Here is a 19,918-nt window from a genome sequence, read left to right as displayed (position 1 = left end):
GTGCCACGCAATTGATCCTGCCCGCCAAGCCGTATGCCTTGGCAGGCAGCAACAAAAGCCACGGCAGACATGGGCAAGACGATCAGCGCCGGGGAGGCGCACAGTGATTTTGCGCACGATGCCGTTTCGATCAGGGACTGGCTGGGGAGGGCTTTATCGCCGGCTCCTTGTACGGCTCGATGCATCCACTCAGAAATCCGCTTTCGAGGATCCGTACCATGTCGATCAATGACCGGCTCACACAGCATTTGAAACGAGGCAGCGTCGGGTTTCCGACCGCGCTGGCCAGCACCATTGGCCTGATCATGGCCAGCCCGGTGATTCTCACCGCAACCATGGGCTTCGGTATTGGCGGCAGCGCCTTCGCGGTGGCCATGCTGATTGCGGTGGTGATGATGCTGGCCCAGGCGACCACCTTCGCCGAGGCCGCCTCGATCCTGCCGACCACCGGCTCGGTCTACGACTACATCAATTGCGGCATGGGCCGTTTCTTTGCGATCACCGGCACGTTGTCGGCGTACCTGATCGTGCATGTGTTCGCTGGCACCGCCGAGACGATTTTGTCCGGGGTCATGGCCTTGGTGAACTTCGAACACCTCAATACCCTGGCGGAGTCTGCCGGCGGTTCCTGGTTGCTGGGGGTGGGGTTTGTCGTGGTGTTCGGCATTCTCAATGCCTTTGGCGTCAGCGCCTTCGGCAGGGCCGAGATCATCCTGACGTTCGGCATGTGGACCACGCTGATGGTGTTCGGCGTGCTCGGTCTGATCGCCGCACCAGCGGTGCAACTGGAGGGCTGGTTCGGCGTGTCGCTGGTGGGTACCGACCTGATCACCATTCTGTCGCTGGTGGGCATGGCCATGTTCATGTTCGTTGGTTGTGAGTTCGTCACGCCGTTGGCCCCGGACCTGCGCAACTCGGCCAAGGTCATGCCCAAGGCCATGATTTTCGGCTTGTTGAGCGTGGCGACCTGCATGTTCATCTACGGCGCGGCGATGAAGCGCCAGGTGGAAAACGTGGTGCTGGATGCCGCCACCGGCGTGCACCTGCTCGACACGCCCATGGCGATCCCACGCTTTGCCCAGCAGGTCATGGGCGATATTGGCCCGCTGTGGCTGGGGATCGGTTTCCTGTTCGCCGGTGCCGCCACCATCAATACGCTGATGGCGGGCGTGCCGAGGATTCTCTACGGCATGGCGGTGGACGGCGCGTTGCCCAAGGTCTTCACTTATTTGCACCCGCGCTTCAAGACGCCGCTGCTGTGCATCCTGGTGGCGATGCTGATTCCGTGCCTGTATGCCCTGTGGTTGGGCGGCAACACCGACAACATCATGCACCTGGTGCTGGCGGCGGTGTGTGCGTGGAGTTTCTCTTATCTGCTGGTGACGCTGTCGGTGGTGATCCTGCGCATTCGTCGTCCGGATCTGCCACGGGCCTATCGCTCGCCGTTCTTCCCGTTGCCACAGATTCTTTCCAGCGTCGGCATCTTGCTGGGCATGTGGTTCATTACCCCGCCGGGCATGAACCCTGCGGACATTTATGTGCCGTTCGGGGTGATGCTCGGGATCACGGCTTCATACGCGTTGTTCTGGACACTGGTGGTACAGAAGGTCAATCCATTCAAGCCGGCTTCGGTAGAAGAAGTGCTGGCCAAGGAGTTTTCCCATGAGCCTGGCAACCCTCACAACCGTTATCTCGAGCAGGCTGCAAAAGCTGTCTGAGCTGTTCAGCGCCCAACGGGCCCCGTCCGGTTACCGGCCTGGGGTCACGCTTGAGTACGTGCGGCGCAACCTCGGGCTGGCGAGTTTCACCTCGACGGGGCCAGCCCAGGCAAGGTTTTGCCTGGACGACATCGGCCTTCAGGTCGACGTGGCCGAGCGCACCGAAGCGCAATTGCTGATGCACCTGGTCATGACCGAATTCATGTTCACGGTGGCCGCCTCAGAGCAGGGCAGTGCGCGCTTTGAAGTGCACCACAGCGGGTCGATTCGACGCACGGGGCTGGCCTGTCGGCAACGGGCAGGCGCTCCGGTTTTGCTGGCCAGGCTCCAGGCAGCCTTGAACGACGACCCCGGCCTGCATCAAGCGTTGATGGGGCTGGACTTCAAGCGCCTGCACCTCGATTTGAGCGGGCAGCAATGGCAGGTTCGGCTGGAACACATGGGCGGCAGCGAGGTGGTCAACCGCATGCCGGCGTTTCGGCGCTACATCCCCTTGAGCGGCGCGCAGCGTGATGGGCTGTTGACGGTGCTGGCGGGTTTGCAGCGGGTATTGGGCGCGATCTGAGTTGAGGAATTGGCATCATTAGTGCTTCTACAGTCGGTATCACGGACTTGTTGCGCCTATATAGATAACATGTTAACTATTGGCCAACAAAAACAAGAAACCATTGTGGAGATGCCATGAGCACCTATCAGTCTGCGCACTATGGGTTGGAAACCTGGACTCGGGATCTGCGAGCGGCCTGCGGCCATTTCGACACGGAACTGGCCTTCAACCGTTCACTGTTCATCGGTGAGGTTTCCAAGCACTCCCGGGGCGGCTTGTCACTGGCCAACCTGCGGACCAATGCCGGCCTGATCAAACGCGAGCGGCCCAATGCCGATCACGATATGGACCAGCATTGTTTCCTCGTCAGCCAGCGCAGCGGCTATTGCCAGATCAGCCAGAACGGCCAGGTCATTCAACTGGCCCCCGGCGATATGTTGCTGATGGACTCCACGGGTTCGATCGAGATCAGCCCGTTTGGCCTTATCGAACATGCCTCACTGTCACTCTCGCGCAACGAAGTGTGCAAGCAGCTGGGCAACGCCTCGAAAACCTTCGGCAAGATCTCTTCGAGCAAGGCCTGTGGGCGCATGCTCCACGTGTTGATGGACCAGCTGTGCCGCGAGGGCCTGGAGGGGCAGGATTCGATTGAAGAGGCCGAGGCCCTGCAAGCGGCGTTTGTCTCCCTGCTCGGTTCAGCCTTTGAACTGCATGACGCCCCAGGCGACAGCGGCGTGTCCTTGCAGGGCAGCAACCTGCGCAGTTATGTGCAGAAAGTCATCGACGAGTCCCTGACCCAACCCGGCCTCAGTCCGGTAGGCCTGGCCAGCCGCCTGAACATCTCGGTGCGGCATTTGTACCGTTTGTTTGAAGAGCAGGACGACAGCGTCTGCCGCTACATCCAGCGTGCGCGGCTCAAGCGCAGCGCGGACGATCTGACCAACCCGTTCCTCAAGAGCGAGTCGATCACCTCGATTGCCTACAAGTGGGGTTTCACCGATTCCGCGCACTTCAGCCGCTCGTTCAAGAAGCAATTCGAGCTGTCGCCCAAGGATTTTCGTTCCACTCATCTGCAGCAAGCGGCCGGGGCGGCGTAGGGTATCCATCGATCCATGAAACCGCTCACCCTGTCGGCCCATAACATTTGCGCAGTCGCGGTTGAACACTTTGCCGCCCATGGCTACGACGCCTCATCGCTGAACGAAATCGCGGTCGGGGCGGGTATGCGCAAGGCCTCGCTGTATGCGCATTTTGTCAGCAAGGATGCGCTGTTTCAGACGGTCTTCGAGATTGCCCTGGCCCATGAACATCAGTACATCGCGCAGTGCTTCAAGGAAGAGACCGCCCACACCGGCGTGCCGGGGCAATTGCACCTTGAACGGTTGAGCGGGCGCTATGAAAGGTCGGCGCACCTGCGCTTTCTGTTGCGCACGGCGTACTTTCCACCGGCGGAAATTCGCAGCGTGATCACGGCGGGATTTGAGGGTTACCTGGCGTGTATTCGCCAAGACTTTCAGCATGCAGCGCAAGGTCGATACAGGACGGTACGACCCGAAGCGCTTGAGGTGTTTGGCGACGCCTACCTGGGCATTGTCGACAGCTTGCATGTGGAGCTGATCTATTCGACGCCCCAGGGTTACGTCAAACGGCTTGCGGCGTTGTCGCGGGTGTTCAGTGATTCACTGTCGCTGCTTGAGGGAGCCGAGCGCTATTCAACGGATACACCACGATCAACATGTGGGAGGGGACTTGCCCCCTCCCACAGTTGATCCGGTTTACACCCCGACAGAGGTCATTTCACCTCAGGCAACGTCGAGCCGCCGTCCACCACGATGGTCTGCCCGGTGATGTAGCCCGCCAGGTCGGAGGCCAGGAACAGCATCGCCCCGGCAATATCCTGAGCGGCACCGAGCCGTCCCAGTGGCACGCGGCTGGCGATGTCGGCATTGACCTGGCTGTCGCCCAGGTTATCCATGGCCGGTGTGGCAATCATCCCCGGCTCGACGCCGTTGACGCGCACCTGGTAAGTCGCCAGCTCCAGTGCTGCATTGCGGATAAAGCCGTTGACCCCGGCCTTGGACGCCGCGTAGTGACTGAGTCCGGCATAGGCGACCCGTGGCCCGGTGACCGATGAGGTGACCAGCACGCAGCCACCGCCCTGGCGTTGAAACATCGGCAAGGCGGCCTGGGTCAGCCAGAACAGGGCCGAGAGATTCACCGCCAGCGTGCGCTCAAGAATGGCCGGGGTGATCTGCGCGAACGCGGTCAACGGAAAGTAGCCGGCGTTGTGCACCAGAATATCCAGGCGGCCCTCGTCCTGTTCGATGGCCTTGATGCCTTCGAACACCGCAGTCGCGTCGGCCAGGTCGAGCGCGATGGCCTCGACCTGGCAGCCTCGCGCACGCAAGCCTTCGGCCAATGCCTGGGCTTGTGCCAGGCGCAGGTCCGCGATCATTACGCGGGCGCCACGCCAGGCGAACGCCTCGACGATGGCCTGGCCGATACCCTGGGCGCCGCCGGTGACCAGCACGGTCTTGCCGCTGAAATCCAAGTCTTCAGGCATGTACACGCTCCATATGGACGTAAGCCAGTGTGGGCACATCGACGATGCTCGAACCGCCATCGGCGACCACGCTGGCCCCGGTGATGATCGCGGCGTCCGGGCTCGCCAGGAAGCGGCACACCTTGGCGATTTCCTCGGCACTGGCTGGGCGCCGCAACGGCACGTCGGCGCATACGCGGGCATAGGCTTGCTGCAGGGTGTCGCCATGGAAGCTCATCAGCGGCTGCATTTCCTCGTCGGCCATCGGCGTGGTAACCCAGCCCGGGCACACCGCGTTCACCCGCACACCACGTGGCCCGTAATCCCGGGCCAGGGAGCGATTGAGCCCGAGCAGCGCATGCTTGGCGGTGGTGTAGCCGCATACTTCGGGTCCGGCGGCCAGCGAGGCGATGGAGCCGAGCAGCACGATATTGCCAGCGCTTTCTATCAGTAGCGGCAGGCAGGCGCGGGCGCTGTAGAACGCGCTGTCCAAGTTGCTGCGCAAGGCCGCCTCCCAAGTGTGTGGGCTGGTCTGGGTGGCGCTGCCCACGCCATGCCCGCCGGCGCAGGCCAGCAGCACATCGAGGCGACCGTAGTGCTGACCAATCTGCGCAACGAATCCCTCCCAGGTGGCCGGGCAGGCCGCATCGCCGACCAGCACCAGGCCGCCGGTGTCCTGCGCAACCTGCTCCAGCGGCTCGCGGCGACGGCCTATGAGCACCAGGTTGGCCCCTTCGGCGGCGTACAAGCGCGCGCAGGCGGCACCGATGCCCGTGCCGGCACCGGTGATGACAACGGTGCGTGGATCAGGCATCGGGATACTCCGTGCGGTTGAGCACTTGGCAGTAGGAGCTGACCGGAAAGTTCGACAGCTCATCGAACGACGCACCGGCATAGCCGAAGATCTTGCCGTCGCTGCGGTGCTGTTGCAGGTCGATCAGGACCAGGCCGAGGGTCGGGATGATCTTTTCGCGCCAGACGAACAGGTACAGCTGATCGGCGATCTTGTAGTAGTGGCAGCGATCGGTATCGCACAGCCCTTGCTCCACGCCCTTGAGGCATTGCCAGGCATAGAACTGATCGTTCAGGTAGATGTGCTCGTAGACTTCGCTGGGGCTGTAGCGATACATATTGCGCAGGCCGGTGAGTTCCTGGGTGGGCGCGTGCGGGCATTGGCCCGGCTGCCAGGGTTGATCCAGGCTGCCGTGCAGGAAGTCCACGTCCACCGAGGTCAAGGCCTTGCCGGCCAGGGCACGGCTGTAGAGGCCTTGCTCGGTTTGTTCGCGGTCCGGCATGCGCCCGATCACGGCGGTGAACGACGACGTGGTGGTGTCCAGCACCAGGCTGATCGACCAGGCCTGGCCGGCTTCATGCTTGATGAAATCGACCAGGTACAGGCCCGGGCGTACCGAGGTGGCGCGGTAGGCGGCCGAGCCGCTGGAGTGACCGTCGGCGGCGTGCCAGTGCAGCTGCTCGGTGTCGAAGCGATGCTCGATCTGCCAGCCGTTGGCGAAGTGCAGGGTGAAGGCCTTGCCGTTGAGGTCGGCAAGGTTGGGCAGGATAAACGCGTCGGGGGCAAAACCGTCGGCGAGGGCGCCTACGGTGATCCAGTCGGATGAAGTGGTCATTGCATGGCTCCGGTTGAGGGAATGGACACCCCGGATCATGCGGTTGGTAACCTGGCTCGCCTATCAACCAAAGGGTTGAGGCGGCTTAAAGAAACAGCGCGGCGACCAGTTCGGTACGGCTGCTCACACCGGTTTTGCGAAACAGGTGGATCAAGTGCGTCTTGATGGTCGGCAGGCCGACGTCCAGCTCCAGGGCCAGTTGCTTGTTGCTCGCGCCCTGACGTAATAACCAGGCAATCTGCCGCTCTTTGGGCGTGAGACCGGCCAGCGCATCGTCGCAGGGCTGCATATTGGCTACGGCCATTTGCAGCAACGCCTGCAAGGCATTGAGCTGAGCCAACTGGTCGATGGTGAACACCCCTTGCTCCGCCGTGCGCAGCAAGGAGATGGCCGCCTGGGGCTGGTCGGCGCGATGGGCGACGATCTCCACCACATCGACCACACCGTAGCGCTGCAGGAAGTCTTGATAGCGGCGACTGTCACGCAGCGGCTGGCGGGCCATGGCAAAACCCAGCGGCACCACCGCCAGCCCGCTGGACAGGCAATTGCGCGGTTGCAACGGGTCGAATTGGCGGTAGTTGTCCAGGTAGTCGCGGTGCATCTCACCGCTCATGCCTTGCAGCCTGAAATCGCGGGCTTGCAGCTGGCGGTCGACACAATAGAACGCTGCCTGGCTGGCGGGCACCAGTTGAGTGAAAGCCTGCAGGCAGTGGCCGGCGACTTCCTGAGCGGGGATGGCGTGCATGGTCAGTCACCTGCGCCGTAAAAACGCTGCCGGCCGAAGCCGGCAGAGGGGAGCGATCAGACTACCGCGAAATAGTGCTTCACAAAACTCTCGCTTACCACCTCCCACAGCACCGGCGTGCCCTTGGTCACGAACCAGCTGTCGCCCGCCTTGTAACGGGTGCTCTGGCCGCTGCTTTCGTCGGTCAGCACCACTTCGCCGGTGACCACCGTGGCTTGTTCGGAGAACGGGTAGACCATCCGGAACTTGCCTTGGGTGGTGCCGAAATAGGCGCTGCTGACGGCGTCGGTTGGTGCGCCGAAGGTCATTTTGCCAAAGGCTTTGACTTCACCTTCGAGGATCTCGGAACCGAGATCGGCAACGGTGCCCCAGGCATCGAGGTCCGATAATTGGATGTCTTTCTTCAGGGTGGTAACGGGCATGGCAGTTCTCCTGTGAATGATACAGCGGGGCTCAACGGCGACCGTTGAAGTAGCCCGAAAGTTGATGAAGGCTTTTGCCGGCCGTGAGCAGCAGCGGGCGGATATGGTCCTTGCCCAGGATCTGCGCATGCTTGACCGCGCTGATCAGGTCATAGCGCGACGAGCCTTCGCTCATGCCCTCGGCCAGGACCTTGCAGATGATGTGGCTGGGCGTGACCCCGAAGCCGGCGTAGCCCTGCACATAAAAGGCATTCGGGCGCCCGCTGAGCGTACCGATCTGCGGGAACAGGTTGGCCCCGGTCGCCATTGGCCCGCCCCACGCCAGGTCGATCTTCACGTCCTTGAGGTAGGGAAAAATCTTCAGCATCAGGTTGCGGTTCCAGGCCTTGAGGTCCAGCGGGATGTGCTCGACGAAAGGCGTGGCGGCCCCGAACAGCAAGCGGTTTTCGTTGGTGACCCGGTAGTAGTCGATCACCGGGCGAATATCGCTGTAGGCGCCGCGAATCGGGCTGATGCGGTTGATCATCTCGTCCGACAACGGCTCGGTCATCAACTGGAAGGCATAGGTATTGACCGTAGTCTTGTGCAGTTCCGGTTCCAGCTTGTTGAGAAAACTGTCGCAGGCCCACAGCAACTTGGAGGCTTTGACCGAGCCTCGGCCGGTGCGCACGGTGATGCGTTCGCCATAACTGACTTCCAGCGCCGGGCTGTGCTCAAAGATGCGCACACCGTGGCCGGCCAGGGCCTTGGCTTCGCCCAGCAGCAGGTTCAGCGAGTGCACGTGCCCGCCGCCCATGTGCAGCAGCGCGCTGGTATAGGCGTCGGAACCGATGATCTGCTTGACCTCGGACCCCGCCATAAAGCGGATTTCGTCCTTGGTGTTGATCGACTTGAAGTCCTTCTCCCAGGCGCGCAGGGTTTTTTCCTGGCGGGCGTTGAAGCCCATGTAGCCGTAGCCGTGGCAGAAGTCGGCGTCGATCGCGTACTTGGCGATGCGATCCTTGATGATGCCGGCACCCAGCTCGCTGATTTCAAAGATCTGGCGCAGGCCTTCGTCGCCGACCTGGTTCTTGATCTTCTCCAGGTCATGGCCGATCCCCGCCATGATCTGCCCGCCATTGCGGCCCGTACCGCCGAAGCCCAGGTAGCGCGCTTCGAGCACCACAATATTGGTGATGCCTTTTTCGGCGAGTTCCAGTGCGGTGTTGATGCCGGAGAAACCGCCGCCAATCACCACCACATCGGCTTCCACGTCCTGTTCGAGGGTGGGGAAGCTGAGGTTGTATTTCTTGGTTGCCGAGTAGTAGGTCGGCGTTTCGATATTGATCATGGCGCAGCCTGGAAAAGTGAAGGGAAACTCACTGCAGAGCCGACACGAGGCTCTGTGCCTGTTGGGGTGTATTAAGTGCCTTCCGAGCGGTAGGTGTCTTGATTCTGTGTGCCTCGGCTCTTGACCGTGGCTGCCAATAATCAACCCTGAATCCGGCCGCGCGGTAAAGCCGCACACGGGGAACAATTGCCAATGCTAGAATGTTGTTAATCTGTTAACTAATTGCGACGCCACCCTCCATGTCCAAACCGCGCCAATCCCTGACCCTCACTTTGCTCCATGCGCGTGAAGCCGCCATGGGGTTTTTTCGCCCTTCGCTCAATCAGCACGGGTTGACCGAGCAGCAATGGCGGGTCATTCGGATCTTGAACCAGCACGATGAGCTTGAGATCAACCGCCTGGCCGAGTTGGCGTGCATCCTCAAGCCGAGCATGACCGGCGTGCTGGTGCGCATGGAAGCGGCAGGCATGGTTGAACGGCGCAAGGCGCAACAGGATCAACGCCGCGTGTTGGTGCGGCTGGCCGAGAAGGGCCAAGCCTGTTTCGACTCGATGAGCCAGAGCATGGAAGCCAATTACCAGCGCTTGCAGGCGGGGTTTGGCGAGGAGAAGTTGCAGACGTTGCTGACCTTGCTCAACGAGTTGAAAACCCTCAAGCGCTGAGCCGAGGCCGGCATGCCGGTCAGATAAGCCTGTGGCGAGCCGGCCTCCCTCGCCACAGGTCACTTTTCGTTCGCACTCCCTAGTAGATAGCGCCGGCCGCGCTGGCAGGCGCCGGTGAATCCTTGAAGGCCGCCGCCAGGCTTAGCAGCCCGCGCATCAGCACGGTGGTGTCCACGCCCACCGCCACGAACGCCGCGCCCAGTTCGATGTAGCGTCGGGCCAGTGCCTGGTCGGCGCTGAGAATGCCGGCGGCTTTGCCGGCGCTGCGTATGCGCACGATGGCGTCTTCGATTGCCGCCTGCACCTCAGGGTGGCCGGGGTTGCCGCGATGGCCCATCGAGGCGCTCAGGTCTGCCGGCCCGATAAACACACCGTCGACGCCTTCCACCGCCGCAATCGCATCCAGGTTGGCCAGGCCTTCGCGGTTTTCGATCTGCACCAGCAGGCACATCTGCTCATCGGCGTGGTCGAGGTAACCGGCAATACTGTTCCAGCGTGAAGCCCTGGCCAGCGCACTGCCGACGCCGCGCACGCCCCTGGGCGGATAGTGGATGGCTTTCACCAGCGTCCGCGCCTGTTCTGCGCTCTCCACCATGGGCACCAGCAAGGTTTGTACGCCAATGTCGAGCACTTGCTTGATCAACGCGGTGTCGCCGATCACCGGGCGAATCACCGGATGGCTAGGGTAGGGCGCCACGGCCTGGAGCTGGCCGAGCATGCCGCGCAGGTCGTTGGGCGCATGTTCGCCGTCGATCAGCAGCCAATCGAAACCGGCATTGGCGGCCAGTTCCGCGCAATAGGCATCGGCCAGACCCAGCCATAGGCCGATCTGGGCTTCACCGCTGCGCAGGCGACGTTTGAAGGTGTTGATAGGCATGTCCATGAGCACTCTCCCGTTAAACGAATCGGCAGGCAATCGACCCCAGCATGTCGTAGTCGACATGGAAGGTATCGCCAGGGTTGGCAGCCACCGGACGGGTGAAGGAGCCACCCAGGATGATTTGCCCGGGTTGCAGGGTGACGTCATAGGCGGCCAGTTTATTCGCGAGCCAGGCCACGCCCTTTGCCGGGTGATTGAGCACGGCGGCGGAGACGCCGGACTCTTCGATCACGCCATTGCGGTAGAGCACCGCCGGCACCTTGCGCAAGTCGATCTCGGTGGGGCGCACGGCCCGCCCGCCCATGACCACGCCGGCGTTGGCGGCGTTGTCGGAGATGGTGTCGAACACCTTGCGGGTCGCCTTGGTGTGCGGGTCGACCTGCTGGATGCGTGCATCGATGATCTCCAGCGCCGGGATTACCCATTCGGTGGCGTCGAGCACATCGAACACCGTCACGTTCGGCCCCTTGAGCGGTTTGCCCAGGATAAATGCCAGCTCCACCTCGACGCGCGGCACGATAAAGCGCTCGAAGGGGATGTCGGTGCCTTCATCGAAGAACATATCGTCCAGCAACGCGCCGTAATCCGGCTCGGTGATGTTGGACGAGACCTGCATGGCCCGGGAGGTCAGGCCGATCTTGTGGCCGACCAGCTTGCGCCCGTCCTTGATTTTTTGCGCGACCCAGGCGCGCTGGATGGCATAGGCGTCGTCGAGGGTGATCGCCGGGTGATCGAGGGAAAACTGGCGCACCTGCTCGCGTGAACGTTCGGCCTGGTCGAGGCGCGCGGCGGCTTGCAAAATGAGTGATTGATCAAGCATGGCAAGAGTCTCTTATTGAGGGTTGACGATGGCCGCTCGGGTGCGCAGCACCAGCAAGCCCCCGAGAGCAATGAGCAGCGCCAGGACGTACAGGGCCAGGCTGGCGCTCTGGGTGGTGTCGCGCATCCAGCCGATCAGGTAGGGCGCGAAGAATGACGCGATGCTGCCGAACGAACTGATCAGGGCGATCCCGGCGGCTTGGGTGCTGTTGGACAGGAACGCCGGGGGCAGTTGCCAGAACATCGGCAACGCCGCGCTGGCGCCCATGCCGGCGACGATCAGGCCGCCCAGCACCACGGCCGTGTTGGCGGGGGCGAGCCCGGCGATGGCAATGCCGGCGGCCGACATCAGCAAGGGCACACACAGGTGCCAGCGGCGTTCACGCTGGCGGTCGGACGAGCGCCCACAGCCGATCATGAAGAAACACCCGGCCAGGTACGGCACCGCACTGAGCAGGCCGACCTTGCCGTCGCTGCCGATACCGGCGCCGTGGATCAGCGTCGGCATCCAGAACGCCAGGGTGTTGACCGCCAGCATCACCGCGAAGTACACCGCCACCAGCAGCCACACCTGCGGGTTGCTGAGAATCGCCGAAAACGAGGTGATCGATTTGCGGTGTTCTTCCCGGTGCAGTTGCTCGCGCAGTTGTTGCTTCTGTTCCGGCGCCAGCCACTTGACCGTCTCGAAGCTGTCCGGCAAGCACTTGAGCACCACCAGCCCGAGCAGAATCACGGGAGCGCCTTCGATGACGAACATCCATTGCCAGCCGCGCAGGCCGCCCAGGTCGTGAAAGTGTTCAAGGATGCCGCCGGAAAGCGGACCGCCGATCACCCCGGCCATCGGCACCGCGATGGCAAACAAGGCGGTAACCTGAGCACGACGGCCGGCCGGGTACCAGCGGTTTAGAAACACCAGGATGCCCGGGAAGAAACCGGCCTCGGCCACGCCCAGCAAAAAGCGCAGCACATAGAAACCCAGGGCGCTGTCGATCAGGAACATGCAGGTCGACAGCACGCCCCACACCACCATCAGCGTGGCAATCCAACGCCTGGGGCCCACTCGGTCCAGGGCCATGTTGCTGGGCACGCCGAACAGCGCGTAGGCCACGAAGAACAGGCCGGCGCCGAAGCCATAGACGGTGTCGCTGAAGTTCAAGTCCGTACTCATCTGCATCTTGGCGAAGCCGATGTTGATGCGGTCGAGATGGGCGAAGAGGTAGCAGATCAGCAACAACGGCATCAGCCGCCAGGTGATGGTGCTGTGAGTGCGGTCGCGTGCGACCTGGCCGAGGTTGTCGGCGGTATGGGCTGTGCTCATGGTTTTATACTTTTTATCTGAGAGGCCGAGGGTGTGAACGGGCAGGGCGCCTTAACCGACCTGCGCCTTGAGGAACGCATGCACGTTGTTCTGCTTGAAGTTGAGCTGCTCGTGCAGTTCGATCATTTCAAACGACAAGGCCAGCAGGCGCTGGGCCTGAAGATCGGCGAAGTGCTGGGTGATGACCTCGAACAGGCGCTCGGCGACGTGCTGCCGGGTGGCCAGGTCGCGGCCATGGCCGACCTTCAACGTCATGTGCACGAAGGCGTAGTCATGCTTGCCGTCGGCCATGCGCCAGGTGTCCAGGCGCACGCCACGGCTGCGGATGCCGCCCAGGGGAAACACGCCGCTGGTGCCCAGGCTGGCGTGGACTTTTTCGAACAGGCCCGGCAGGTCCGCCTGCTGTTCAATGTTGTCGGTGTATTCAGCGATGAAGTGAGGCATGAACGGCTCCTTCAGGCCGCGCGGGGATGCCGCGCGGTCATGCGGTCAAACAGGGAAAATGGCGTTGATCTGCCCGGTGCCCGAGCTGCCGAAGGGCGCGGTGATGATCTCGGCCGGCTTGTCGTAGTCCGGCCCGCCGAGCAAACCCAGGAGCATGGCGGTGTCGTGCATCTTGCCTTCGCCAAAGCAATGCTCGGCGTAGTCCGGGAGCATGGCGCAGAACTCTTTCCAGCGGCCCTGGCGCCACAGTTCCACCACATGCAGGTCGACCTGTTTGTCGAATTCGCGCGTCCAGTTATGGATATTGGCTTCGGCATTGCGGTCGTCGGAGAAGCGGTGCGACAGCGACCCGGAGGCCAGCACCACGACTTTGCGGTCGCTCTTCTCGATGGCCCGGCGCACGGCGGCGCCGAAGGTGAAGCTGTCTTGCAGGCGATGCCAGGCACACCAGGCGGCAATCGAAACGACGTTGAATGTCTGCTCGTCCGGTACGCCCATATGCATATAGCGCATCGGTACCAGGGTGCCGTATTCCAACTCCAGGCTCGGGATGTTGTGGGCCAGGGTGCGCACATCGGCGGCGTTGGCCTCGGCGGCGATCAGCTCGCCCAGCTCCGGGCAGCCGGGGTATTCGTACGCCATGTTCTTGATGAAGTGCGGCAGTTCGTTACTGGTGTAGATGCCTTTGAAGTGCTCGCCGCTGTTGACGTGATAGGCGCTGTTGACCAGCCAGTGCACGTCGAACACCACGGCGGTATCGGCGCCCAGCTCGCGGGCGCGCCGACCGATTTCCTTGTGCCCGGCAATCGCCGCTTCGCGGCAGCCGTGGTGCTTGCCAGGCAGCTCCGACAAGTACATTGAGGGTACGTGGCAGATCTTTGCTGCCAGAACTACTTCGCCCATGATCATTCTCCTGAGTATTTATTCTTTTGTAGGAGCGAGCTTGCTCGCGAAAAACATCAACGATAACGCAGCACTTCTGTTAGCCGGCGGCGCCTGCGGATTCTTCGCGAGCAAGCTCGCTCCTACAGGACGCGTTGTTGTGTCCGGGTTACACGCCCCAGCGCGGGATGTGATGACTTCCCATGGAAATACACACGTTCTTGATCTCGGCGAACACTTCGAAGCTGTACTGGCCGCCTTCACGGCCGGTGCCGGAGCCCTTCACACCGCCGAACGGCTGGCGCAGGTCGCGCACGTTCTGGCTGTTGATGAACACCATGCCCGCTTCGATGCCATAGGCCAGACGATGCGCCTTGCCGATGTCCTGGGTCCAGATGTAAGACGCCAGGCCGTACTCGGTGGCGTTGGCCAGCTGCAGCGCTTCGGCTTCGTCCTTGAACGGAATCAGGCACACCACAGGGCCGAAGATTTCTTCCTGGGCGATACGCATATTGTTGTTCACATCAGCGAACACTGTGGGCTGGATGAACTGGCCTTTGCTCAGGTGCGCCGCCAGGTTGGCCGGGCGCTCCAGGCCACCGGCGAGCAGGGTGGCGCCTTCTTCGAGACCGATCTTGATGTAGCCGGTGACCTTGTCGTAGTGGGCCTGGGTGATCATCGAGCCGACTTGGGTTTTCGGGTCTTGCGGGTCGCCGACGATCAGGCGTTTGGCGCGCGCGGCGAACTCGGCGACGAACTGCGGGTACACGCTTTCCTGGATAAAGATCCGGCTGCCGGCGGTGCAGCGTTCGCCGTTGAGCGAGAAGATGGTGAAGAGCGCGGCGTCGAGGGCACGTTCCAGGTCGGCGTCTTCGAAGATCAGCACCGGCGACTTGCCACCCAGTTCCATGGAGTACTTTTTCAGCCCGGCGGTTTGCATGATTTTCTTGCCGGTGGCGGTGCCGCCGGTGAATGAAATCGCGCGTACATCGGGGTGGCGCACCAGGGCGTCACCGGCAGTCGCGCCGTAACCCTGGATGACGTTGAGCACGCCTTTTGGAATCCCGGCCTCCACCGCCAGGCGCCCCAGTTCATTGGCGGTCAGCGGTGACAGCTCGGACATTTTCAGCACGGCGGTATTGCCCAGGGCCAGGCATGGCGCGGTCTTCCAGGTGGCCGTCATGAACGGCACGTTCCACGGTGAGACCAGCGCGCAGACACCCACCGGCTGGTACAGGGTGTAGTTGAGCATCTGGTCATCGACCGGGTAGCTGTGGCCGTCCATGCGCGTGCAGACTTCGGCGAAAAAGTCGAAGTTGTGCGAGGCCCGTGGAATCAACACGTTTTTGGTCTGGTGGATCGGCAGGCCGGTGTCGAGGGTTTCCAGTTCGGCCAGGTGCGGCACGTTCTGTTCGATCAGTTCACCCAGCTTGCGCATCAAGCGCGCTCGTTCCTTGGCCGGGGTGCCCGCCCATTTCGGGAAGGCTTCCTTGGCCGCAGCCACAGCTTGCGCGACTTCCTCGGCGCCACCGCTGGCCACTTCGCCGATGGCTTCGCCGGTGGCCGGGTTGTAGTTGACGAACACGTCTTTGCTTTCGACCTCACGGCCGTTGATCCAATGTTTGATCATGCTGCTCAAGCCTCTTTACGGGCGCTGAAGAACGCCGCTTCGCTGACAATTCGGTTAACCAGGCGGCCTACGCCTTCGACTTCCACAATCACCTCATCGCCAGGCACGACATCCGCCAGGCCTTCGGGCGTGCCGGTGGCGATCATGTCGCCGGGTTGCAAGGTCATGAAGCTGGACAGGTATTCGATCAGGTAGGGAATGTCGAAAATCATGTCCTGGGTGCTGCCTTCCTGGCGCAGCTCGCCGTTGATCCAGGTGCGCAGTTTCAGGTTGGCTGGGTCCGGCACATCGGCTACATCGACGATCCATGGGCCGACAGGCGTGGTGGCGTCGCGGTTTTTCACGCGCAGGTTGGGCCGGTAGTAGTTTTCCAGGTAGTCGCGAATGGCGTAGTCGTTGCACACCGTGTACCCCGCCAGGTAATCCAGGGCGTCTTCGCGCTTGACGTTGCGCGCCGGCTTGCCGATGACGGCCACCAGCTCGCACTCGTAGTGCATGTAGGCGACGTTATCCGGGCGCCAGGTCACCTGGTTGTGGCCGGTGTACGTGCCCACGGACTTGATGAAGGCCAGCGGTTCGGTCGGCGGCTTGAAAGCCAGTTCAGCGGCGTGGTCGGCATAGTTCAGGCCCAGGGCGAACATGCTGCCGGTCGCCGGTGGCAGCCATTGCACCTGGTCTTCGGCCAGCAGGCGGCCGTCAGCCAGGCGTACGGCGTTTTCAGCTTCGACCTGTACCGAATGGACTTCACCTTCAAAGCGAATACGGGCGTGTTTCATGAGAGCTCCTCCGCCTTGATGTGATTGACCAGGCGGCCCAGGCCGCTGATCTCGACCTCCACGGTGTCGCCAGGCTGCACATCCACCCGGCCTTCGGGAGTGCCGGTGATCAGCACATCGCCTGCGTGCAGGGTCATGAATTCGCTGATCTCGGCGATCAGCAATGGAATGTTGCGCACGAAGTTGGCCGTGGTGTTTTGCTGGCGAATCTCGCCGTTGACGTACAGGGTGATCGCCAGATTGTGCGGGTTCGAGACCTGCGCCGTGGGTATCAGCTCGGGCCCGATGGCGCAGAAACCATCGCGGCATTTGGCTTTGACGGCGGGGCGGTAGTAGCTGTCTTCCGGCAGGCTGAACTCATTGACGAGGGTGTAGCCGGCCACGTAATCGAGGGCTTCGGCCGGGCTGACGCGGCTGGCGCTCTTGCCCATCACCACCCCCAATGCCGGCCCAGGCTGCAAGCGTTCGCCCTGGCCTGGATGCACCACCTCGGCGCCGTGCTGGTTGCGTGTGTTGGGCGTCTTGATGAACAGCACCGGCTTGACCGGCGGTTTCTGATACGGCGGCTGTTCGAACTCGGCGAGGCGCTGCTTGAGCAGCCCCTGGTAGTTCAGCGCGACACCGAAAAGGGTGCCAGTCGCGACGTCATGCAAGGCGCGGCTCATGCTTTCTCCTGGCAGAGCCGTGGGGGCCCTGTATTTAGTTAATGTGTTAACAGTTATAATTAAGATGTTAACTATCGTCAAGGGTGGCAGACTGTTTGTGCGGTGGTTGTGCCGCCCAAATCGGTGCAGGATGAGCGCTGCTGCACTGCAGCAATCACAATAAAAACGAGTAGCGTGCGATGAGCGACCGTCAACCCATCCCGAACATCAACATTGGCCAGGTGTACGACCAGCGCTACAGCGACGCTGAAGTCCACTACGACAAACTGGCGAACCTGGCGGATTTCTTCGGGCGCAACATGCCCGTTCACCGGCATGACCGGTTTTTCCAGGTTCACTACGTAAAAAGCGGCACCGTGCGCGTGTACCTGGACGACCAGCAATACGTCGAATCCGGGCCGATGTTCTTCCTCACGCCACCCACGGTCCCGCACTCGTTTGTGACCGAGGCCGACAGTGACGGGCACGTGCTGACGGTGCGTCAGCAACTGGTGTGGCAACTGATCGAAGCCGACGCCAGCCTGGCACCGGCCGGTGCGCAATTGCCGGCCGCGTGTGTCGCCCTGGCGCAGTTGGAGCCGCAATACGCGGGGGATATCCGCCGCTTGGATTATCTGTTCGAGGAACTGAGCGAAGAAGTGAAAGCCCAGCGTTCCGGGCGCAGTGCGGCCCTGGACAGCCTGACGCGGTTGATCATGATCAGCCTGTTGCGGCTTTGCTCCCACTCGTTGAAAGCCACCCCCGCCAGGCACGAAGACTTGAAAATCTTCCACCGCTTCAATGAGCTGATCGAAGTGCACTACCAGCAACACTGGCCGTTGTCGCGGTATGCCGAGGGCATCGGGGTGACAGAAGCACGGCTCAATGATGTGTGCCGACGCATTGCCGACTTGCCGTCCAAGCGCCTGATCCTGGAGCGCCTGATGCAGGAAGCCAAGCGCCTGCTGCTGTTTACCGGCAGTTCGGCCAACGAGATCTGCTATCAGCTGGGGTTCAAGGACCCGGCCTATTTCAGTCGTTTTTTCCAGCGTTACGCACAGCTCACTCCGGGGGAGTACCGCCAGCGCCAATCGGGGTTGCGTTGAGCCAGGCATAGGGGCTTCGCACCGTGGTCTTGTTGATCTTCTACGGATCATCATGCGCATCGCCGCGGTGCGACAGAATGGCTTTTACGCGGAACCGATTGTACTTTTCACAGCGCCAACGCCGCTTGCAGCCGCTGGCCGGCGACACTAAGCTGCCGACTCGCCCATTCAAGTGGTGCCGTCATGGCCAACCCCAGACCTTCGCTGACACTGACCCTGCTGCAAGCCCGTGAAGCCGCAATGGCTTTCTTCCGCCCGGCCCTGAACAAGCATGAACTGACTGAGCAACAGTGGCGGGTCATTCGCATCCTGCGCCAGCAGGGCGAACTCGAAAGCCATCAGCTCGCCCAGCAGGCCTGCATCCTCAAGCCGAGCATGACCGGTGTGTTGACGCGCCTGGAACGCGACGGCCTGGTGCGTCGGCACAAGTCCAGCCAGGACCAACGCCGGGTGTTCGTGGGCCTCACCGAGCGCGGCCAGCAATGCTTCGTCTCCATGAGCGAAGGCATGGAAAGCAACTATCAGAAGATCGAAGAGCAGTTTGGCGCCGAGAAGATGGAGCAGTTGCTGGGCTTGCTCAATGAGCTGAAAAACATCAAGCCTTGAACGCGCCAATATTTCATTAATAGGTGAACGTCTTTGCCCGTAGAAGGCATCGCGGACGCCAATCCTCACTATCCGTTTTCGGCACACCTGCACGAGCTGCCCCGGGTTCGGAATGGAACTTGCGTGCGATATGACCTGTAAGCCTTGCAACTGAAAAAGGTTGGGTCAATGAACAATAATAATGTGCTGACGCCTGTGGCCTCGGTGGTGCTTGCACCGACGCTACCCCTCCAGCGTTTTCTGACCAGCGACATCGACGAACACGCGCGCAATATGGACGGCTGGCAGGTTCGCTACGATCAGTTATCCCCCGGTCCCTTCACCGGTGAGTTGGTGGCGTTCCGTTCGGACTGGATGCAACTGGTGCGCGACCGCTCTAACCAGGCCATGATCAAACGTGGCGCGGCCTGGAAAGGCGCAATCACCTTCAGCATTCCCTTGAGTGCCAACGGTCCGGTGTATTGCTCGGGCCACCCGATCCACGAGCCCAGCCTGTTGGTGGCCCACGGTGAAAATCTTCCCGACCTGCGCACCCCACAGCACCTGGATCTGCTCGGGGTGGCCATTGAAGAGCACGCACTCGAACATGTGCTGGAGCGTCAAGGCAGTCAGTTTCGAATTACCGATCTTCCCAAGTGTTACCGCTTGGGCCATTCATCCGTGCAACGTGACCTCGCGGCGTTGTTCGATGAACTGGCGGGCTGCGATCAGGGCCGTGATGCCGTGCTGGGGCACGATTCGATCCGGCGCGGCATACGCGATGCGGTGATGCTGCATGTGCTGGAGTTGATCGCGCCGGACCAGGCGCCACCCCTCAACCCCACGGCGCGCAAAAGGATGGTCGACCGCGCCCGCGAGTACGCGTTGAGTCACCTCGACGAACCGCTGTCGATCCTTGATCTGTGCAATCACATCGGCGCCAGCCGGCGCAAACTCCAATACTGTTTTCAGGAAACCCTGGGCATCAACCCGGTGGCCTATCTGCGTGCGCTGCGCCTCAATGCAGTGCGCCGCGAACTGCGAACGAGCACCCAGGCCCATGGTGTACAGGAAGTGGCGGCGCGCTGGGGTTTCTGGCATTTGAGCCGGTTTTCCAGCGATTACCGCACCCTGTTTGGCGAAAGCCCCTCACAGACCCTGCGCCGCACGCAACTCTGCTGAAAACGGATAACCGGCTCACGTCGCGCGTTACTAGGATGGCCCACACCACTTGATGGGA

The 19,918-nt window shown here is 61.9% G+C and carries 22 protein-coding genes; 8 read left to right on the top strand and 14 right to left on the bottom strand.

Features of this window, described 5'->3' with window-relative positions:
* The first annotated feature begins 218 nt into the window (after nt 1-218).
* The 4 genes from AD670_RS27585 (at nt 219) to AD670_RS27570 (ending at nt 4,034) form a co-directional block, all read left to right on the top strand.
* Complete coding sequence (locus AD670_RS27585; RefSeq protein ID WP_053139681.1) at nt 219-1,718, top strand: APC family permease; 1,500 nt, start codon at nt 219-221, stop codon at nt 1,716-1,718.
* Complete coding sequence (locus tag AD670_RS27580) at nt 1,663-2,283, top strand: DUF3156 family protein (protein ID WP_053139679.1); 621 nt, start codon at nt 1,663-1,665, stop codon at nt 2,281-2,283. The genes AD670_RS27585 and AD670_RS27580 overlap by 56 nt, the downstream gene beginning before the upstream one ends.
* 116 nt (nt 2,284-2,399) lie before the next feature.
* Nucleotides 2,400-3,362 (top strand): transcriptional regulator FeaR, encoded by a 963-nt coding sequence (feaR, locus tag AD670_RS27575; RefSeq protein ID WP_053139677.1) that lies wholly within the window; start codon nt 2,400-2,402, stop codon nt 3,360-3,362.
* Between the two features lie 15 nt (nt 3,363-3,377).
* A complete protein-coding gene (locus AD670_RS27570; protein WP_053139675.1) occupies nt 3,378-4,034 on the top strand; it encodes a TetR/AcrR family transcriptional regulator in 657 nt (218 codons plus the stop codon).
* 23 nt (nt 4,035-4,057) lie between these two features.
* On the opposite strand, the gene AD670_RS27565 is transcribed toward AD670_RS27570, so the two are convergent.
* The 6 genes from AD670_RS27565 to AD670_RS27540 all read right to left on the bottom strand — a co-directional run bounded on the left by AD670_RS27565 (nt 4,058) and on the right by AD670_RS27540 (nt 8,932).
* Nucleotides 4,058-4,828: an SDR family oxidoreductase gene (locus AD670_RS27565; protein WP_053139673.1), complete on the bottom strand. Its 771-nt coding sequence runs from the start codon at nt 4,826-4,828 to the stop codon at nt 4,058-4,060.
* On the bottom strand, nt 4,821-5,621 hold the full coding sequence (locus AD670_RS27560; protein WP_053139671.1) for an SDR family NAD(P)-dependent oxidoreductase: 801 nt from the start codon (nt 5,619-5,621) through the stop codon (nt 4,821-4,823). Before AD670_RS27560 ends, AD670_RS27565 begins: the two co-directional genes overlap by 8 nt.
* The gene (locus tag AD670_RS27555) at nt 5,614-6,435 is read right to left on the bottom strand and encodes a molybdenum cofactor biosynthesis F family protein (RefSeq protein WP_053139669.1); all 822 of its coding nucleotides are present in this window, start codon (nt 6,433-6,435) and stop codon (nt 5,614-5,616) included. Before AD670_RS27555 ends, AD670_RS27560 begins: the two co-directional genes overlap by 8 nt.
* An 85-nt stretch (nt 6,436-6,520) precedes the next feature.
* Nucleotides 6,521-7,180, bottom strand: a complete 660-nt coding sequence (locus AD670_RS27550) for a LuxR C-terminal-related transcriptional regulator (protein WP_053139668.1) — start codon at nt 7,178-7,180, stop codon at nt 6,521-6,523.
* 56 nt (nt 7,181-7,236) lie between these two features.
* Nucleotides 7,237-7,602 (bottom strand): cupin domain-containing protein, encoded by a 366-nt coding sequence (locus AD670_RS27545; protein ID WP_053139666.1) that lies wholly within the window; start codon nt 7,600-7,602, stop codon nt 7,237-7,239.
* 31 nt (nt 7,603-7,633) lie between these two features.
* A complete protein-coding gene (locus AD670_RS27540; RefSeq protein ID WP_053139664.1) occupies nt 7,634-8,932 on the bottom strand; it encodes an FAD-binding oxidoreductase in 1,299 nt (432 codons plus the stop codon).
* 239 nt (nt 8,933-9,171) lie between these two features.
* Between AD670_RS27540 and hpaR (AD670_RS27535) the strand changes: the two genes are divergently transcribed.
* Nucleotides 9,172-9,594, top strand: a complete 423-nt coding sequence (gene hpaR / locus AD670_RS27535) for a homoprotocatechuate degradation operon regulator HpaR (RefSeq protein ID WP_053139663.1) — start codon at nt 9,172-9,174, stop codon at nt 9,592-9,594.
* Between the two features lie 79 nt (nt 9,595-9,673).
* On the opposite strand, the gene hpaI is transcribed toward hpaR (AD670_RS27535), so the two are convergent.
* From hpaI to AD670_RS27495, 8 genes are all read right to left on the bottom strand, one after another.
* Nucleotides 9,674-10,477: a 4-hydroxy-2-oxoheptanedioate aldolase gene (hpaI, locus tag AD670_RS27530; RefSeq protein ID WP_053139662.1), complete on the bottom strand. Its 804-nt coding sequence runs from the start codon at nt 10,475-10,477 to the stop codon at nt 9,674-9,676.
* A 13-nt stretch (nt 10,478-10,490) separates the two neighbouring features.
* On the bottom strand, nt 10,491-11,294 hold the full coding sequence (gene hpaH, locus AD670_RS27525) for a 2-oxo-hept-4-ene-1,7-dioate hydratase (protein ID WP_053139661.1): 804 nt from the start codon (nt 11,292-11,294) through the stop codon (nt 10,491-10,493).
* A 12-nt stretch (nt 11,295-11,306) separates the two neighbouring features.
* The gene (locus AD670_RS27520; RefSeq protein ID WP_053139659.1) at nt 11,307-12,611 is read right to left on the bottom strand and encodes an MFS transporter; all 1,305 of its coding nucleotides are present in this window, start codon (nt 12,609-12,611) and stop codon (nt 11,307-11,309) included.
* Between the two features lie 51 nt (nt 12,612-12,662).
* Complete coding sequence (locus AD670_RS27515; RefSeq protein WP_053139657.1) at nt 12,663-13,055, bottom strand: 5-carboxymethyl-2-hydroxymuconate Delta-isomerase; 393 nt, start codon at nt 13,053-13,055, stop codon at nt 12,663-12,665.
* 45 nt (nt 13,056-13,100) lie between these two features.
* Nucleotides 13,101-13,958, bottom strand: a complete 858-nt coding sequence (hpaD, locus tag AD670_RS27510) for a 3,4-dihydroxyphenylacetate 2,3-dioxygenase (RefSeq protein ID WP_053139655.1) — start codon at nt 13,956-13,958, stop codon at nt 13,101-13,103.
* A 148-nt stretch (nt 13,959-14,106) separates the two neighbouring features.
* Nucleotides 14,107-15,567 carry a 5-carboxymethyl-2-hydroxymuconate semialdehyde dehydrogenase gene (hpaE, locus tag AD670_RS27505; protein ID WP_053139653.1) on the bottom strand — a complete coding sequence of 487 codons (1,461 nt, stop codon included), beginning with the start codon at nt 15,565-15,567 and terminating at the stop codon, nt 14,107-14,109.
* Nucleotides 15,568-15,572: 5 nt separating this feature from the next.
* Nucleotides 15,573-16,343 (bottom strand): fumarylacetoacetate hydrolase family protein, encoded by a 771-nt coding sequence (locus AD670_RS27500; protein ID WP_053139651.1) that lies wholly within the window; start codon nt 16,341-16,343, stop codon nt 15,573-15,575.
* On the bottom strand, nt 16,340-17,008 hold the full coding sequence (locus AD670_RS27495) for a fumarylacetoacetate hydrolase family protein (protein ID WP_053139649.1): 669 nt from the start codon (nt 17,006-17,008) through the stop codon (nt 16,340-16,342). The genes AD670_RS27500 and AD670_RS27495 overlap by 4 nt, the downstream gene beginning before the upstream one ends.
* Nucleotides 17,009-17,187: 179 nt before the next feature.
* Between AD670_RS27495 and hpaA the strand changes: the two genes are divergently transcribed.
* The 3 genes from hpaA (at nt 17,188) to AD670_RS27480 (ending at nt 19,860) form a co-directional block, all read left to right on the top strand.
* Nucleotides 17,188-18,093, top strand: coding sequence for a 4-hydroxyphenylacetate catabolism regulatory protein HpaA (gene hpaA / locus AD670_RS27490; protein WP_053139647.1), 906 nt, complete (start codon nt 17,188-17,190; stop codon nt 18,091-18,093).
* Between the two features lie 183 nt (nt 18,094-18,276).
* Nucleotides 18,277-18,699 carry a homoprotocatechuate degradation operon regulator HpaR gene (hpaR, locus tag AD670_RS27485; RefSeq protein ID WP_053139645.1) on the top strand — a complete coding sequence of 141 codons (423 nt, stop codon included), beginning with the start codon at nt 18,277-18,279 and terminating at the stop codon, nt 18,697-18,699.
* A 168-nt stretch (nt 18,700-18,867) separates the two neighbouring features.
* Nucleotides 18,868-19,860, top strand: coding sequence for a helix-turn-helix domain-containing protein (locus AD670_RS27480; protein WP_053139643.1), 993 nt, complete (start codon nt 18,868-18,870; stop codon nt 19,858-19,860).
* Nucleotides 19,861-19,918 lie beyond the last annotated feature (58 nt).

The sequence above is a fragment of the Pseudomonas sp. MIACH genome, assembly GCF_001269925.1.
Classification (GTDB): Bacteria; Pseudomonadota; Gammaproteobacteria; order Pseudomonadales; family Pseudomonadaceae; genus Aquipseudomonas.
Note: the sequence above shows the minus strand (reverse complement) of the source record. Positions and strands in the feature narration are given on the sequence as shown.

Excerpts from the sequence above, each read along its gene's own strand:
- AD670_RS27500 (WP_053139651.1), bottom strand. The coding sequence starts at position 16,343 with ATGAAACACGCCCGTATTCGCTTTGAAGGTGAAGTCCATTCGGTACAG.
- AD670_RS27480 (WP_053139643.1), top strand. The coding sequence starts at position 18,868 with ATGAACAATAATAATGTGCTGACGCCTGTGGCCTCGGTGGTGCTTGCA.
- AD670_RS27545 (WP_053139666.1), bottom strand. The coding sequence starts at position 7,602 with ATGCCCGTTACCACCCTGAAGAAAGACATCCAATTATCGGACCTCGAT.
- hpaR (WP_053139645.1), top strand. The coding sequence starts at position 18,277 with ATGGCCAACCCCAGACCTTCGCTGACACTGACCCTGCTGCAAGCCCGT.
- AD670_RS27555 (WP_053139669.1), bottom strand. The coding sequence starts at position 6,435 with ATGACCACTTCATCCGACTGGATCACCGTAGGCGCCCTCGCCGACGGT.
- AD670_RS27515 (WP_053139657.1), bottom strand. The coding sequence starts at position 13,055 with ATGCCTCACTTCATCGCTGAATACACCGACAACATTGAACAGCAGGCG.
- AD670_RS27565 (WP_053139673.1), bottom strand. The coding sequence starts at position 4,828 with ATGCCTGAAGACTTGGATTTCAGCGGCAAGACCGTGCTGGTCACCGGC.
- feaR (WP_053139677.1), top strand. The coding sequence starts at position 2,400 with ATGAGCACCTATCAGTCTGCGCACTATGGGTTGGAAACCTGGACTCGG.
- hpaH (WP_053139661.1), bottom strand. The coding sequence starts at position 11,294 with ATGCTTGATCAATCACTCATTTTGCAAGCCGCCGCGCGCCTCGACCAG.
- hpaE (WP_053139653.1), bottom strand. The coding sequence starts at position 15,567 with ATGATCAAACATTGGATCAACGGCCGTGAGGTCGAAAGCAAAGACGTG.
- hpaA (WP_053139647.1), top strand. The coding sequence starts at position 17,188 with ATGAGCGACCGTCAACCCATCCCGAACATCAACATTGGCCAGGTGTAC.
- AD670_RS27495 (WP_053139649.1), bottom strand. The coding sequence starts at position 17,008 with ATGAGCCGCGCCTTGCATGACGTCGCGACTGGCACCCTTTTCGGTGTC.
- hpaD (WP_053139655.1), bottom strand. The coding sequence starts at position 13,958 with ATGGGCGAAGTAGTTCTGGCAGCAAAGATCTGCCACGTACCCTCAATG.
- AD670_RS27520 (WP_053139659.1), bottom strand. The coding sequence starts at position 12,611 with ATGAGCACAGCCCATACCGCCGACAACCTCGGCCAGGTCGCACGCGAC.
- AD670_RS27550 (WP_053139668.1), bottom strand. The coding sequence starts at position 7,180 with ATGCACGCCATCCCCGCTCAGGAAGTCGCCGGCCACTGCCTGCAGGCT.
- hpaR (WP_053139663.1), top strand. The coding sequence starts at position 9,172 with ATGTCCAAACCGCGCCAATCCCTGACCCTCACTTTGCTCCATGCGCGT.
- AD670_RS27570 (WP_053139675.1), top strand. The coding sequence starts at position 3,378 with ATGAAACCGCTCACCCTGTCGGCCCATAACATTTGCGCAGTCGCGGTT.
- AD670_RS27580 (WP_053139679.1), top strand. The coding sequence starts at position 1,663 with ATGAGCCTGGCAACCCTCACAACCGTTATCTCGAGCAGGCTGCAAAAG.
- AD670_RS27560 (WP_053139671.1), bottom strand. The coding sequence starts at position 5,621 with ATGCCTGATCCACGCACCGTTGTCATCACCGGTGCCGGCACGGGCATC.
- hpaI (WP_053139662.1), bottom strand. The coding sequence starts at position 10,477 with ATGGACATGCCTATCAACACCTTCAAACGTCGCCTGCGCAGCGGTGAA.
- AD670_RS27585 (WP_053139681.1), top strand. The coding sequence starts at position 219 with ATGTCGATCAATGACCGGCTCACACAGCATTTGAAACGAGGCAGCGTC.
- AD670_RS27540 (WP_053139664.1), bottom strand. The coding sequence starts at position 8,932 with ATGATCAATATCGAAACGCCGACCTACTACTCGGCAACCAAGAAATAC.